At 59.7% G+C, this 14,565-nt stretch carries 11 protein-coding genes; 2 read left to right on the forward strand and 9 right to left on the reverse strand.

The window, feature by feature from the left end; all coding sequences use genetic code 11:
* Window positions 1-12: 12 nt before the first annotated feature.
* From folP to GS611_RS06095, 8 genes are all read right to left on the reverse strand, one after another.
* A complete protein-coding gene (folP, locus tag GS611_RS06060) occupies window positions 13-1,011 on the reverse strand; it encodes a dihydropteroate synthase (protein WP_171633276.1) in 999 nt (332 codons plus the stop codon).
* Window positions 1,008-1,928: a dihydroneopterin aldolase gene (locus GS611_RS06065; RefSeq protein WP_170346604.1), complete on the reverse strand. Its 921-nt coding sequence runs from the start codon at window positions 1,926-1,928 to the stop codon at window positions 1,008-1,010. The genes folP and GS611_RS06065 overlap by 4 nt, the downstream gene beginning before the upstream one ends.
* 101 nt (window positions 1,929-2,029) lie before the next feature.
* The gene (locus GS611_RS06070) at window positions 2,030-3,403 is read right to left on the reverse strand and encodes a multicopper oxidase family protein (RefSeq protein ID WP_171633279.1); all 1,374 of its coding nucleotides are present in this window, start codon (window positions 3,401-3,403) and stop codon (window positions 2,030-2,032) included.
* Between the two features lie 73 nt (window positions 3,404-3,476).
* Window positions 3,477-4,118 carry a cell wall hydrolase gene (locus GS611_RS06075; protein WP_171633280.1) on the reverse strand — a complete coding sequence of 214 codons (642 nt, stop codon included), beginning with the start codon at window positions 4,116-4,118 and terminating at the stop codon, window positions 3,477-3,479.
* A 187-nt stretch (window positions 4,119-4,305) separates the two neighbouring features.
* A complete protein-coding gene (locus GS611_RS06080; protein WP_171633281.1) occupies window positions 4,306-6,846 on the reverse strand; it encodes a putative PEP-binding protein in 2,541 nt (846 codons plus the stop codon).
* Window positions 6,847-6,935: 89 nt separating this feature from the next.
* On the reverse strand, window positions 6,936-9,170 hold the full coding sequence (glyS, locus tag GS611_RS06085; protein WP_171633282.1) for a glycine--tRNA ligase subunit beta: 2,235 nt from the start codon (window positions 9,168-9,170) through the stop codon (window positions 6,936-6,938).
* Window positions 9,171-9,179: 9 nt separating this feature from the next.
* Window positions 9,180-10,388 (reverse strand): sodium/glutamate symporter, encoded by a 1,209-nt coding sequence (gene gltS, locus GS611_RS06090; RefSeq protein WP_171633284.1) that lies wholly within the window; start codon window positions 10,386-10,388, stop codon window positions 9,180-9,182.
* Window positions 10,389-10,396: 8 nt separating this feature from the next.
* Window positions 10,397-10,918: a DUF6446 family protein gene (locus GS611_RS06095; protein WP_171633287.1), complete on the reverse strand. Its 522-nt coding sequence runs from the start codon at window positions 10,916-10,918 to the stop codon at window positions 10,397-10,399.
* Window positions 10,919-10,996: 78 nt separating this feature from the next.
* On the opposite strand from GS611_RS06095, the gene GS611_RS06100 reads away from it, so the two are divergent.
* Window positions 10,997-11,629 (forward strand): MarC family protein, encoded by a 633-nt coding sequence (locus GS611_RS06100; RefSeq protein WP_171633290.1) that lies wholly within the window; start codon window positions 10,997-10,999, stop codon window positions 11,627-11,629.
* 8 nt (window positions 11,630-11,637) lie between these two features.
* Here GS611_RS06100 and GS611_RS06105 read toward each other — a convergent pair whose 3' ends face one another.
* Window positions 11,638-12,567: a glycine--tRNA ligase subunit alpha gene (locus tag GS611_RS06105; RefSeq protein WP_171633292.1), complete on the reverse strand. Its 930-nt coding sequence runs from the start codon at window positions 12,565-12,567 to the stop codon at window positions 11,638-11,640.
* Window positions 12,568-12,773: 206 nt separating this feature from the next.
* Between GS611_RS06105 and GS611_RS06110 the strand changes: the two genes are divergently transcribed.
* Entirely contained in the window at window positions 12,774-14,513 is a 1,740-nt protein-coding gene (locus GS611_RS06110; RefSeq protein WP_171633295.1) for a serine protease, read from the forward strand.
* The last annotated feature ends 52 nt before the right edge of the window (window positions 14,514-14,565 follow it).

The raw sequence follows: 14,565 nt of genomic DNA on the forward strand, positions 1-14,565 counted from the left end.
CGTGCGACCGGATTACCGGACAGCAGCCCATAGGCGCAAGGCCTGAGAGGTCTCGGCCACGTCATGAACGCGGATGATCTGCACGCCCTGAGACAATCCGGCCAGAGCCACCGCGATTGATCCCGGCGCGCGGGCAGTCTTGCAAGGCTCTTTTCCGATGGCGCCAATAAAGCCCTTGCGCGACACGCCCAACAGGATCGGGCAGCCTAGGCCGTGGAACAGGCTGAGATTTCGCAGAAGGATCAGGTTGTGATCCTCGGTCTTCCCAAACCCGATCCCGGGATCCACAACGACCTGATCGCGGCTCAGGCCAAGACGTTCCAGCAACGCAATCTGGCCTTCGAGAAAATCGTAAACATCCAGCAATACATTGTCGTATTGCGGATTGATCTGCATCGTCGCCGGATCACCCTGCATGTGCATGACACAGACAGGCACTCTCTGCGCGGCACAGAACGGTGCCAATGCCGGATCGAAGGTGAAGCCCGAGACATCGTTGACCAACCCTGCCCCGGCCGCGCAGGCAGCCTTGGCGACATCGACCTTTCGTGTATCGATGGAAATCAAAGCGCCTGTTTCCGACCGGATCGCTTCGATCAACGGGCGGGTTCGCGCGATCTCTTCCCCGGCCGGGACAAAATCCGCCCCCGGACGGGTGGACTCTCCGCCGATATCCAGAATCGTGGCACCATGCGCCACCATATTCACCGCAGCCACGCGAGCAGCATCTACCGAGCTGTGAACACCGCCATCCGAGAAACTGTCCGGCGTGGCATTCAGAATCCCCATGATATGAGGCACCTGCATATCAAGGCCCGCCACGTCAGCCCGCGGTTGGATCAAACGGCTCAGGTAATCTGACGGAACGTCCGAGGCCGCGACGATTTCGGGTTCTGACCCGCGCCGCAGGGCCTCGGCGTGAGTGAACCAAAGGGGTTGGCCCGCCAGCGGCACAGCGCCTGCCGGACGGGTCGCTCCATGCTGAACCAGTGGTCTGAAATAGGTTCTCACAGCTGGGCCTGATCCACCGCAACAGCGCGCAAGGGCGTTTTGGGTTCCGTCGGCAATGCGCCGCCGATCACCATCATTTCGCTCGCTTCAAAGGTCGCCGCGAACCATGCAGCCAGCGCCACGGCATCCGACGGGGCGGCAGACGGGCCGTCAACGGCGTCCAATACGATCTTGGATGGGGCCCAGACACAGATCTGGCCGTTCTTCATCGCCCAATCCAATTCGGTCCGCGTTGAGACCACCACACAGCGATGGTCCCGTGCCGCCAGAACCCAGGCATTCTGTTCAATTGCCAACAGGTCAATTCGGCGTTGCGTCATCGCATGACCCGTTTGCGGAGCGGCCAGTTCGGACGCCCCGACACACAGGATCAGCGGGCGCTGGCGGTTCTCCAACTGATCGATCCAACCCTTCAGGTTTTCCGAGGCGATGGCGTCATTCGACAGGAAGACAAGGCGGGGATGCGGGCGTTCTTCTTCGGCCACCTCATGATGGACCGAGTCTTTTCCACGCACGATCTCAACCCCCAACGCACCCGGGCCTCGATCCAGTTTTTCGATGCGAACAAAGACCCTTACAGCCTGAGGTTCAAGCAGGATGCGTTCCGCAACGCGTTCGGCCAATGTCTCAAGCAGGTTCAGGCGCTCGGCCGCCAGCTCATAGGCGATGGATTCCGTTACGCGGTCATATGACAGGATGCGATCCACATCATCATCAATCGGGTCTGTCAGAGGCCGGACTTCGACCACGATGTTGAAACAGATCCGCTGGGTTGTTCCCCGCTCGGCCTGGAAGGCACCGATTTCGACTTCGACGATATGGTCGCGCAAAGAGATACGATCCAACGGCCCCCGAGGAGACGTCGCTTCGGACCGTTCGGACGGGTGTGCGAATGCCAAGCGGATTTCAGAACTCATGGGTCAGGCCTTTTCGGGCTCGTTGCATAGTTTGCCTACTATAGGCGTCGCGAGGGCCTATAGCATTCAAACAAGCGCCATTCCAACCGCCGAATGCGGCGTCACGAGACCCGAAACCAGCTCATCATCCCGGAAGCAGCATGCCCAAGCATATGACAATGCAGCAACCAGTTCCCGGGATTGTCCGCGATCAATGCGATTTGGCGAGTCTGTCCCCGCCCGACCAGAACGGTATCACGCCAGGGGCCCAGAGAGCCATCGTCCATGATCAGCCGGAAGTGATGCCCGTGCAGATGCATTGCGTGCGGAAATGCGGTTTCATTTACGAACTCGATCCTGTGCAAACTGCCGACGGCCGCATCCAGAAACGGATCTTCGGGGCGCTCGGCGTAACCGTTCAGCGCCCAGAATTTGCCCAACTGCGCCAGTTCGCGGCCTGACAGTTCCGTTCCACCCAGCCGGCCGCTTTCCAGCCACCGCATTGCGCCACCTTGCAGAACCATCTGGTGCGCTCTGGCACGTTGAAAATTCCCGATCTCAGGCAGAGGGTTAGGCGGCAATGCTGACACGCCCTGCCTGTGCGCCCCGGCAGCGTTTCCACCAACCTCGAACCGCGCCAGCCCAAAGGAACCATCTCTTTCGACGCTGACCAGGCTTGCCGTTTCGCCCTCGGTGACGACATCCACAATCAGATCCGCGCGCTGCGCAGGTGCCAGCGGGAAAGAGCCCGACAGCCGCAGCGGTGTGTCCAAGGGCATTCCATCCAAGGCGACGATCCACCCTGAAAGACCATCAAGATCCAGGTCAAATATCCGGGCATTTGAGGCGTTGACCAATCGCAGTCGCAGACGCTCGTTTCTGCGTACCGCAAACGCGGGATCGAATGATCCGTTGACGGTCAGGATGTTCCCAATCCGACCTGCATGGCTCAGATCATGGCCATTGTCGAAATTATCCGTGATCTGGGCGGTTTCCGGATCAAGCCGCCAGTCGTCCAGCATCAGCACCAAATCCTGATCCACATCGGGGGCCACGGTTTCTTCGACGATCAGCGGCCCATAAAGCCCGCGCGCAACCTGTTCAATCGACTGGTTATGCGCATGGTACCAATAGGTCCCTGCATCGGGAACGACGAAGGAGTAATCAAAGCTTGCGCCCGCTTCCACCGCGTCCTGCGTCAGGCCGGGCACGCCGTCCATGGCGTTTTCGATGCGAATGCCGTGCCAATGGACCGACGTGGCTTGCGGGAGCTGGTTTATCAGGGTGCGCTGGATGCGGTCGCCCTGCCTGACGCGCAGTTCAACGCCGGGAACAGACCCGTCATATGTCCAGACTACCGTTTCAGGATAACTTGCTGGCGCGATCGGGTATTTGGCTACACGCGCATTAAGCGGTGCAAAACCCGCGCTGGCCACACGCGGCATCAGAAATGCTGCGGCGGCGGATTGCAAAAGATGTCTGCGGTTCAAAATCATTGCGGGCCTCCTGGCCCGCAATATAGGATGCAACCTGCCCCACGCCAGCAAGCTTCCAGCGCGGGTGCGTCAATCAGTTGCTCGCTGTCCGATAGTTGTGGCGGTAGAAAATGTGCACGCCGATTTTCGCCGTCTGTTTATAGACCCGCGACCAGGACGGGCGAACCGATGTCGTGTGATAGTGCGTCGCCCCTTCGGTCAACTCATCCGCCACACCATCAATAGCTGCCCGCGCGACTTTTGCCACACGCTCATACGCCGTTTTCTCGTGGATGACCTCTTTGCGGCCATCACAGGTGTATGTAAATTGGCACTGGTATTTCTTGCCGGTCCCCTGATGGATCACCCCGCACAGGGAATCCGGGAAACGGCCGCTTTTGACCCGGTTCAGGATCACCTCGGCAACCGCGAACTGGCCGCGCACGCTTTCGCCGCGCGCCTCGAAATACAGGGCTTCGGACAGGCATTTCCAGTTTTCACCACCGGAGGCCTTTGGTTGCTGGTCAAGCCAGTCTTTGGAGAAGGACACTTCGACAGGTTCAGCCGCCTTGCGGGGCTGGAACAGCTTGAAATAGTCCCGGAAGCTTTGCGCCGGCAGCTCACTGCGGGCGACAAGTTCTTTCTTTGCAGTATCAATTGCTTCCCTCTCGGCGAAGGACGCACTCGGCAGCACGGTTGCCGCCATTGTAGCAACAGCCATTATGTAACGTAGCATCAGATAACCTCGCACAGGCACATCACGCGCCATACCCTCCCCCGGCGGGCGCGACGAGGCATCTAACGCAATCCTGCGCAAAGGTCCAGTATCCTGAAAAAAGCAAGTGGAAAACTGCCCGTGGCGAAAATAATTTTCGCCTACGAGTGACCGAATAACCCACTAATCCTTGGGGTTCAGCGCGGTGTCAACCCCCAAGTCTGGAGGAAATCGCCAGTTGAGCGGCAGCCAGCCGAGCGACCGGAACCCGGAACGGCGAACACGAAACATAGTCAAACCCCAAATCCCTGCAAATGGCGATTGATTCGGGGTTCCCGCCGTGTTCGCCACAGACCGAAAGGGTCACATTCGGTTTCGCGGCACGCCCTCGTTCCGCCCCGAGTTTCAGCAATTCCCCGACCCCATCCGGATCAAGAACGTGGAACGGATCTTCGCCAAAGACTCCCTGCCGAACATAGGCGGACATGAAACGACCGGCATCGTCGCGGGACAGGCCGTAGGTCATCTGTGTCAGGTCGTTTGTACCAAAACTCATGAAGGCGGTCTGCGGCGCGATTTCTTCCGCGCGCAGACAGGCGCGTGGTGTTTCGACCATGACGCCCAGCCGATATTCGAACTTCTGTCCCCGTTCAGATTCAACGGCGGCGGCGACCGAATCGATGCGGGATTTGACCAGTTCAACCTCGCGCTTGGCAGATACCAGCGGGATCATCACTTCGGGCACCACCGGGGCACCGTTTTTTCTGGCCTCCAGCGTGGCTTCGAAAATCGCGCGCGCCTGCATGTCGTAGATCTCGGGCACGGTGACACCCAGACGAACGCCGCGCAGGCCCAGCATTGGGTTGTATTCGGTCATCGCCTCAACCCGGCGTTCAACGTCGGACACAGGAAGGTCCAGCGCCTCTGCCAGTTCCCGTTGCCCGGTGCGCGTTGTCGGCAGAAATTCATGCAAGGGTGGATCGAACAGGCGGATGCAGACAGGCTGGCCTTCCATGATCCTGAACAGCTGAACAAAATCCTCGCGCTGCATCGGAAGCAGGCGTTCCAGCACCGCCGCCCTACCCGCCGAGGTTTGGGCAAAGATCATTTCACGCATCACGATCAGACGGCCGGGATCAAAGAACATATGTTCTGTCCGGCACAGACCGATCCCCTGAGCCTGAAAGTTCCGGGCTGTCTGCGCGTCAGCCGGTGTGTCGGCGTTGGCGCGGATGTCGATGTCACGCTCGGCATCGGCCCAGCCCATCAGCGTCTGGAAACAGTCATCCAATGCGGCCTCGAGCATGGCGGGTTGACCGGCCAGCACCTGACCCGAGCTGCCATCAATGGTGACAATATCGCCGGTTTTGAACACCCGCCCATCCGGTGCGGTCAGCATCTTGTCTTTCGTCTGAAACCGCATTTCCGAGGCCCCGACGATACAGGGCAGACCCAATCCGCGCCCGATCACGGCCGCGTGGCTGGTCATGCCGCCCTTTTCCGTCAGAACTGCAACGGCGGCATGCATCCCGCGCACATCCTCGGGCGAGGTTTCCCGGCGCACCAGAACACACGCCTCGCCACGGGCGGCACTGGCCTGCGCTTCGGCCGAGGTGAACACGATCTTGCCGGTCGAGGCACCGGGGCTGGCACCAATGGCGGTGGTCAGCACATCGCGGCGCGCATCGGGGTGGACCTGACGGTGCAGTAGTTCGTTCAGCGCGTGCGGGTCGACACGCATCACCGCCTCTTGCGGCGGTATGATACCGTCTTCGGCAAGACGTACGGCAATGCGCATGGCCGCGCGGGCCGATCGCTGCACCCGGACGCCATCCAGAATATGCACTTTGCCGTTTTGAATGACGAACTCGACCTGCATTTCTTCACGCAGTTTTTCGCGCATCAGGACGGCATGCGTTTTGACGTCGGCAAAGGCTTTGGGCGCAACCTCTTCCAGCGAGGGGCCGCGCGGGTCTTTTTCAAGAAACAGGGCTGCCACATCTTTGCCTAGCGCGTCGCGCCCCTGGCTCTGGCTTAGGTAGCGACCGGTGATCTGTGGCATTCCTGTTGTGGAATCAACCAGTTGAAGCACGCCTGATCCGCATTCACCCTGCCCGACGCCCGGGATCATCTCTTGAATGACAAGCCCAAGACCCGCATCTGCCGGGGCACCCTTGGCCTGCCGCAGCAGCCGGGCGGACGTCCCGTCCCATGCACGTGCCATCGAGCGCAGAACGCCGATCAGCTGTTCACCCCGGTCCTGCGGGAAGGCTTCATCCGTTTCATCTTCGTAGGCGCGCAGGGAGTGGCGCAAGCCTTCGCTGCCATCCATGTCGATGTCATCAAACACATCCGCGTCCAGCCGCGCCACGTGGATCGCATAGCTTTGAACGAACCTGAGATACAGCGCAGCAGCGGCCTCTGCCCCCATGGTATCGGACAGATCCACATAGCGGGCATCATTCATGCCAATGTTCAGAACCGCACCGGGCCCGCCCCAATCGGGATCTTCAGAACTTGGTCGGACGCATAGCAAGGTCGTGGGGTCGAATTGCTCAAGGATCGCGTCAAGGTTCGGAACGTCGCCTTCCGCAATCTGATGGACCGCATCAAACGACAAGGCGACGGTCCGGGGCACCGGCAGGTCCAGTCGGACCAGCCGTTGCAGACACTTGGCCCGCCCGCCATGGGTATGGGCCGTGACCGGCGCATCGGATGTAATGAGCGTGGTATGCGGATTATTCTGCACTGCAGCACCTTTTGATTTGCCTGCAGCATAAGCGCTTGCGCCCTTCGTGCAAGGGCGTTGTGGGCACGCATCGCTGCGTGCCCGAGGTTTTAACCTTCGATCCGCGACAGATCGGCCACGCTGGAACAAACCTGCCTGATCTGACTGAGCAGGTTCAGCCGGTTGCGGCGGATCACGTCATTGTCGGTGTTGACCTGCACGTCCTCAAAGAACGCATCCACCGGCCCGCGCAGCCCCGCCATGGCCGCCATTGCAGTTGGAAAGTCTTCGGATTTCAGGGCCACGTCGATTTGCGTCTGCGCCCCATCCAAAGCCATGAAAAGCGCCTTCTCGCTGTCGGTCTCGGCGAATTTCACATCCGCACCGTAAGAGTATTCCACGCCGTCCTTTTCCTCGGCCTGGGTCAGGATGTTGTTGGCCCGCTTGAACCCCTGCACAAGGTTTTCCCCATCCTCGGTCGCGATCACGGCATTCAACGCGCGGGCACGTTTGACCAGCAGGTTGAGGTCGTCATTCCCCTCCATCGCGATGCACGCATCGATGATGTCGTGGCGGATGCCCTCGTCACGCAGAAAGACTTTGAGGCGGTCGTGGAAGAAGGACAAAAGGTCATCGGACGTATCGGGTACCGTCCGTTCAAGACGCAGAAAGTCCGTCATTTGTTGCGTCCCGGCCTTGTCGCCCGCAAGCTTCTCCTTCACCGTACGGAACGCCGCTCCGAAAACACCGTGGTCGGCAATCTCATCCAACAGCTCTGCGACATGCCCGTCGTGCAAGGCTTCGTTGGAAGCCGCTTCGGCCCGAACGAGTTGCGCGTCGAAGAAACGATCCAGCTTCAGCCGCAGATCATTGTTCAGGATCAACCGGATCACCCCCAATGCCGCGCGACGCAGCGCGAACGGGTCCTTCGACCCGGTGGGCTTTTCGTCGATCGCCCAGAAGCCTGCCAGAGTATCAAGTTTGTCCGCAAGCGCCACGGCGACCGACAGGGGTGCCGCAGGCACATCATCCGACGGCCCCAGCGGCGAGTAATGTTCCTGCGCAACAGCAGCCACCGCGGCATCCTCGCCGGCGGCTTCGATGTAATACCGCCCCATGAGCCCCTGAAGTTCGGGGAATTCATAGACCATCTCTGAACTCAGATCGGCCTTGGCCAGACGCGCGGCTTTCTCGGCCTGATCCGGGTCGGCGCCCGTCACCAGAGCCAGTTCGCGGGCCAGCGCGGCGATGCGCTCGATACGTTGGGCCTGAGTGCCCAGTTTGTTGTGGAAGGTCACGTTCTCCAGCGCGCGGGTCCATTGGGCGATGTCCGATTTGGCAACGCGCAGGTCGTTTTCCCAAAAGAACTTGGCATCGGCCAGACGCGCCGACAGCACCTTTTGATTGCCGGCCAGAATGGTCGCGCCGTTATCGGTGGTTTCGCGGTTGGCGACGGTGATGAAACGCTCGATCCGGCCGGTCTTGGGGTTCTTCACCGAAAAGAACTTCTGATGCTCTTTCATCGAGGTCTGCAACACCTCGGGCGGCAATTCGAGGAATTCCTCGTCGATTTTCCCCATCAACACCACAGGCCATTCCACCAGCCCGGCAACCTCGGCCAACAGCCCCTTGTCTTCGACGATTTCCAGACCGGCGGCAAAAGCCATGTTCTGCGCATCATTCCAGATGTGTTCGGCACGTTCATCCTGTGACAGCAAAACGAATGCGCGTTTCAGCTTGGCGGCATAGTCCTCGAAAGACGTAACCGAGAACCGGTTGGGGGCCATGAAACGATGACCGGCTGTAGTGTCACCGGAACGGATGCCATCGACCTGCATCGGAACAACCTGCGCCCCTGATTCATCCGACAGGATGCACAGAATCGAATGCAACGGGCGCACCCACCGCAGACTGCCACTGCCCCAACGCATGGATTTGGGCCATGGGAAGTTGCGAATAGTGGCTTCCAGCACTTCGGCAATGATCTCGGCGGCCGGACGGCCCGGTTTCTCGATGGTGGCGAAGTAAACGGCGCCCTTGGGGGTCTCGCGCTCTTCCAGTTGGTCGCGGGTCAGGCCAGCACCCCGCAGAAATCCTTCAATCGCCTTGTCCGGCGCGCCGACCTTGGGCCCTTTGCGCTCTTCCCGGATTGTCGGGCTTTGCGCCAGCAGACCTTCCACCGCCAATGTCAGACGGCGGGGTGTCGTCAGTGCGGCCGCGTTTGAATAGGTCAAACCGGCCTCGACCAGACCATCGGTAATCCGCTTTTTCAGATCCTCACCTGCACGGGTTTGCATCCGCGCAGGAATTTCTTCGGAAAACAGTTCGATCAGCAGGTCGGGCATAGTCGGTCCTTAGAAGTTCACAATCGTCTGAATGACGATGGCATTGGCGATATCCACAAAGAAGGCGGATACAAGGGGCAACACGATAAAGGCAATAGGCGACGGCCCATATCGCTTGGTTACAGCCGTCATATTTGCAATCGCCGTGGGTGTGGCGCCCAGGGCAAAGCCTCCGAAGCCCGCTGCCAGCACCGCTCCGCGATAATTCGAGCCCATCAGGGGAAACAGTACCCAAATCACGAAGGCAACCGTAAACACCGTTTGCGCCGTCATGATCACGGCAATTGCCACACCCAGTTCCGCGATGGTCCACAACTGCAAGCTCATCAGTGACATTGCCAGAAAGGCCCCAAGCGCAAATTCAGACAGCAATGCCAGCGACGGTGTCCGTGCAACCGGCGGCGCGGACGGAGCGATGGCCGCTCGGACATTCGAGATCACGATGCCCATAATCAGACAGGGCACAAACAACGGCAGTTTCAGCCCAGCGGCCGAAATCGCCTCGCCCAGCGCATAGCCCAGAATTATCGCAAGGTTCAGATGCAGCAGCACGCGCATGATGGTCACATGGTCAATTTCGGTGGCTGCGGTCGTTTCTTCCGGCAGTCCAACGGTATGTTCTTCGTCAGGTCGGTCCGGCGACAGGCCTCGTGTTTCCACCAGAAGACGGGCGATGGGGCCACCGACCAGCGCTGCAAGCACCAGTCCGAGCGTCGCCACGGCAACGCCAAGTTCAGTTGCACCGTCCAGACCCGTTGCGCTGGCAACTTCGGGTGCCCATGCAATTGCGGTTCCGTGTCCACCAATCAACGCGGCCGAACCGAACAGAACGCCTGCTTGCGCCGGATAGCCAAACAAGGAAGCCCCTGCCGCGCCGATAACGTTCTGCGCAACAATCGTGACAAGCGTCAAAATCAACAGGATCAATAAAGGCTTACCACCGGCAATCAAGTCAGAAAGCCGCGCGTTCAGTCCGATTCCGGCAAAGAACAAAACCAGCAGAGCGTCCCGGGTCTGCAACTCGAATGACAGCTCTACATTGGCACCAAGATACAGAAACAAGACCACGAGCGAGGCCAAAAGGCCGCCCGTGACCGGTTCAGGAATATTGAACTGCCTCAAAACTGCGACTTTGCTGTTGATCCGGGCACCCAACAAATACACCGCAAACCCCAGAGTTGCAGTAATGAAGTCCGGGATCAAAACGGCGTCAGCCATGGTTTTCCTCAGTTTTCAGGGCGCGTCGGGCACTCCTCACCCACCACCGTACCGTCATAGGCTTTTTCTCCGCAGTTGTTCAACGCGTGCCAGACATATCCCTTGCCATCCCTGGTAATCGCCACGATCCGGTCGACGCCGAAATGGATGTTCTTTTCGCTCAAAAACGCCTGCGCCTGCCCCGATTTCAGCGCATCGCCCAACGACACGGCGTCGTAACAGTCAAACCAACCCGGCGCGGTCAAGGGGTCGGGGTTTTCGACAGCAATAAACCCGGCCATCTGATCCGGTTTCAGATCCGTTTCAAAACAGCCACGGTAGCGGATCGGAGAACTGTCTGCATCAATCGCCTGAAAGTCTGAATAGGTGATCGGGACAGGCGCATCGCTTTGGTCCGTCATCAGGACCACGTCCTGGCCGGGTTGCGGTTCGACCTCGTAGTAGAAACCGTAAATCTGCAAATAATACATTCCGGCCCCGGCCACCAAGGCCGACAACAACAGAACAATTGCCAGCAGTTTTCCCGTCATGTTTCAGGCTGCCTCTTTCAAGTTCTTGTAAAATAGGACAGGTTTCGTCCGGGTATAGGCATCAATGAGGTCAACACCATGGAATCCACGCTTGCTGTCGGTTTTTTCGGCGCATTGTTTGCCATCATGAACCCGGTTTCCAACCTGCCGGTGTTTCTGAGCGTCACTCAGGATCTGCCTGCCGCCGACCAGCGCAAGATTGCGGTGAAGACGGTGATCTATTGCCTGATCCTCGGCGGTGCCTTTGCGCTGGTCGGAAGTCAGGCGCTTGGCCTTTTTGGCATCAGCGTCAATCACCTGCGCGTCGCCGGCGGCCTGGTCGTCATGATGATCGGTCTCAACATGCTGAACGGAAACGAAAGCACCTCTCATCACGGAACAAAAGGAGAGAAGGAAGCTTACCCCGAAACCGATACGGTGGCCTTTTACCCGCTGGCCTTTCCCATTCTTGTGGGCCCCGGCACGATAACCACCCTGATCTTGTACGCACATCAGGTTAAAACTGCGGTCGAGGCCTTTGTTTTTGCAGGCGTATTTCTCGTTGTGGTCGGCCTGCTTCTGATCACGTTCTGGAACGCCGCCTGGCTGGCTGAACGCCTGTCCAGCAACGCGCGCGTGATCATGAGCCGCTTCATGGGTATGATCCTTGCCGCCATTGCCGTCAGCATGATCGCAGACGGGCTCAAGGCGCTTTTGCCCGGGCTGGCCTGATTGCCTCATCAGGCCTGAAACCCGGCGGCCTCGGTCTGCACAAACGCATCCGCACATTGTTTGGCCAACGCCCGGACGCGCCCGATATAGGCCTGCCGTTCAGTCACCGAGATCACGCCGCGCGCGTCCAGCAGGTTGAAGATGTGACTGGCCTTGATGCATTGATCATAGGCAGGGTGCGCCATGATGATGCGTTTGCCCGTCTTCGGGTCCACATGCGCCTGGCTCAGAATCGCCGCGCACTCGGTCTCGGCCTCTTCGAAGTGGCGCAGCAGAACTTCGGTGTTGGCCACGTCAAAGTTCCAGCGGGCGTACTCCTCTTCGGTCTGCTTGAAGATATCGCCGTAAGTCAAAGGACTGGGCGACTGGGGGTCATTGAACGGCATGTCCATCACGTGATCGATGCCGAGCACATACATGGCCAGACGCTCCAGCCCATAGGTCAGCTCGCCTGATACCGGCGCGCAGTCATGGCCGCCAACCTGTTGGAAATAGGTGAACTGGCTGACTTCCATTCCGTCACACCAGACTTCCCAACCCAGACCCCACGCGCCGAGCGTCGGGCTTTCCCAGTCATCTTCGACAAAACGGATGTCGTGCAGGTCCATGTCGATGCCAATCGCCTCGAGGCTTCCCAGATACAGCTCCTGCAAATCCGGTGGGCTGGGTTTGATCAGCACCTGGTACTGATAGTAGTGCTGCAACCGGTTCGGGTTCTCGCCATAACGCCCATCTGTCGGGCGGCGTGACGGCTGAACGTAAGCCGCAGCCCAGGCTTTCGAGCCAAGCGCGCGCAGGGTGGTCGCGGGATGGAACGTTCCGGCCCCGACTTCCATGTCATAGGGCTGTAGAATGGCACAGCCTTTAGACGCCCAATAGGTCTGAAGCCGCAGGATGATCTCCTGAAATGAACGCGGTGCGCTGGTCGGTTCGGTCATGGCATTCCCTCTGGGCGCCTCTGCGCCCGGTTCCGGTCGGTTTTGCCCTTCCTATGCAAGGGGCAAAGGGGCGTCAACGGGGCTTGGGGCCAAGCCTGTATCTGCAGAGCCACACCGTAAATTCCCCGCATTCGCGGCATGGCGTTTCGCAAATGAATTCGCGTATTCTGCGCCAAAGCACGAACACTGCATAAGACGGGCAGACTATGACACGCGTATTTTCAGCAATCCTATTGTTTCTTCTGGTCGGCCTGCGCGCCGCAACCGCACAACAAGATCCCGGCGTCTGGGTCCAGGTCGAGGCCCAGCCCTCGCTGCGCGAAGCGCAGGAACGGGCACAGGCCTATGCCAGTGCTTTGCCGGATGTGAACGGGTTTCGCCTGAACAGCGGCTGGTACGCGATCGTGATCGGCCCCTACGCGCGGACCGACGCCGAACAGGTGCTGCGCGTCTATCGGGCCGAAGGCCAGATACCGCGCGACAGTTACATCGCGTTTTCCAGCGCGATGGGGCAACAGTTCTGGCCCATCGGGGCAAACGTGCTGAACCGTGGCACCGTCGCGGCACCGATTGAACCTGTGGCACAACCGGAAGAGGCTCCGGCGGTTACCACACCACAGGATTCGGATGAAACCCGTGCGCAGGCGCTTCAGTCCGAACGTCTGTTGACCGCGCGGGAACGCAAGGATCTGCAAACGGCTCTGCGCGCGGCGGGGTTTTACAACTCGACCATCGATGGTGCGTTCGGGCAAGGCACCCGCCGTTCGATGAGCGATTGGCAGCGCTACAACGGGTTTGACGCCACGGGCGTTCTGACGACGTTGCAGCGCAAGGCCCTGATGGATGAATACAACGCGCCGCTGATCTCTGTTGGAATGGAGCGGTATTCCGACGACAAGGCCGGGATCGTGCTCGACATGCCTCTGGCCGCTGTCAGCCTTGATCGCTATGAGGCCCCCTTCGCACATTTCAAAAGCACCTCTGACCTGAACGCCAAGGCGCTGCTGATCAGTCAGGAGGGGGACAAGAACACGCTCCGCGCCTTGTACGAGGTGATGCAATCGCTTGAGATCGTTCCACTGAATGGCCCTCGTGAACTGGGCCGCGACCGGTTTACCCTTGAAGGACGCGGCAACGGCATAGTGTCCTTTACGCAAGCGCAATTGGCCGATGGAAAAATCAAGGGCTTCACCCTTGTCTGGCCCGAAGGAGACGAGGCACGTCGCCTGCGTGTCCTGTCAGCGATGACATCCAGCTTCAGCACGACGGATGCGGTTCTGGATGCCGCCGCCGGTGCATCCGCAGAACAGCGCATCGATCTGGTGTCGGGCCTTCAGGTCCGTAAGCCCCGACTGACGCGCTCTGGCTTTTTCGCGGATGAGAATGGGACAGTACTGACGGTTTCCGAGGCCGCAGACAGCTGCACGCGGATCACGCTGGATGGCGATCACGAGGTTCAACTGGCCCTCACGGACCCTGAACTTGGCGTGGCGGTCCTGCGCCCTGCAAAAACGCTCGCCCCCATGAGCGTCGCCGCGTTCAGTGCGGCCAAGCCGCAGATCAAGTCAGAGGTGGCCGTGTCCGGCTATTCCTATCAGGGCGCATTGGGGGGCCCCACCCTGACCTACGGGCAGGTCGCGGACATTCGTGGGCTGAACGGTGAGACCGGCGTCAAGCGTCTGGCGCTGAACGCCCAACCCGGCGATGCGGGCGGCCCCGTCTTCAATGACAGCGGCAACGTCGTCGGAATGTTGTTGCCCACACCGTCCGAAGGGCGCACCCTGCCCGCTTCGGTCAGCCTTGCGGCCACCGTTGATCGGTTGACCGAAATTCTTGCAGAGGCCGGAGTGTCCGGTCAGTCGAGCGAGGAAACCACACGGATCTCACCCAATGAGCTGAACCGGCGCGCAACCGGCATGACGGTTCTGGTTCACTGCTGGGATTGATCCGACAGCACCTCAAAAAAAAAGCGCCGCATGAAAGTGCGGCGCTTTTTCG

The sequence above is a fragment of the Ruegeria sp. HKCCD6119 genome (assembly GCF_013110585.1).
GTDB lineage: Bacteria > Pseudomonadota > Alphaproteobacteria > Rhodobacterales > Rhodobacteraceae > Ruegeria.

Coding starts and splice junctions, on each gene's coding strand:
- GS611_RS06065 (WP_170346604.1), bottom strand. CDS start 1,928: ATGAGTTCTGAAATCCGCTTGGCATTCGCACACCCGTCCGAACGGTCC.
- GS611_RS06070 (WP_171633279.1), bottom strand. CDS start 3,403: ATGATTTTGAACCGCAGACATCTTTTGCAATCCGCCGCCGCAGCATTT.
- GS611_RS06075 (WP_171633280.1), bottom strand. CDS start 4,118: ATGCTACGTTACATAATGGCTGTTGCTACAATGGCGGCAACCGTGCTG.
- glyS (WP_171633282.1), bottom strand. CDS start 9,170: ATGCCCGACCTGCTGATCGAACTGTTTTCCGAAGAAATTCCTGCGCGG.
- gltS (WP_171633284.1), bottom strand. CDS start 10,388: ATGGCTGACGCCGTTTTGATCCCGGACTTCATTACTGCAACTCTGGGG.
- GS611_RS06095 (WP_171633287.1), bottom strand. CDS start 10,918: ATGACGGGAAAACTGCTGGCAATTGTTCTGTTGTTGTCGGCCTTGGTG.
- GS611_RS06100 (WP_171633290.1), top strand. CDS start 10,997: ATGGAATCCACGCTTGCTGTCGGTTTTTTCGGCGCATTGTTTGCCATC.
- GS611_RS06105 (WP_171633292.1), bottom strand. CDS start 12,567: ATGACCGAACCGACCAGCGCACCGCGTTCATTTCAGGAGATCATCCTG.
- GS611_RS06110 (WP_171633295.1), top strand. CDS start 12,774: ATGACACGCGTATTTTCAGCAATCCTATTGTTTCTTCTGGTCGGCCTG.